A 400-nucleotide genomic window follows, 5' to 3' on the forward strand; every position below is an offset into this window, starting at 1 on the left:
CGTTTGCGGCGACCCCATTCGAACCGACGACCGACGCGGCCGCGCCGGTGTTCACGCCGTTCGTCCCGCCAACCGAGGCGTCGAGACCGGCATTGATGCCACTATCACCGCCTGCAGACGCGCCGACGCCAGCGTTGACGCCACCAGACCCGCCGACAGATGCACCGACGCCGGCGTTAGCGCCGCCGGACCCGCCGACGGATGCACCTGCTCCGACGCCCAAACCCGCTGCGCTCGCAGGCACGGCCAAGATGGCGACAATCGTGCCAAAGGTAAGGGTCGCGGCGACTTTCTTAGCGATATTGCGCATGACACTCTCCTTTTCAAAGACAGCATATTAAGCACTTCTGCATGCAAGCATTGCCTGCGTGCCAGCGCGGAATACACGGATGAGTTACGC

At 63.8% G+C, this 400-nt stretch carries 1 pseudogene; it reads right to left on the bottom strand.

Annotated elements, in window-relative coordinates:
- Nucleotides 1-310, bottom strand: a pseudogene (locus EN852_RS35720) (hypothetical protein); the annotation flags it as partial.
- Between the last annotated feature and the right edge of the window lie 90 nt (nt 311-400).

It is taken from the genome of Mesorhizobium sp. M2E.F.Ca.ET.209.01.1.1 (assembly GCF_004010375.2).
Classification (GTDB): Bacteria; Pseudomonadota; Alphaproteobacteria; order Rhizobiales; family Rhizobiaceae; genus Mesorhizobium.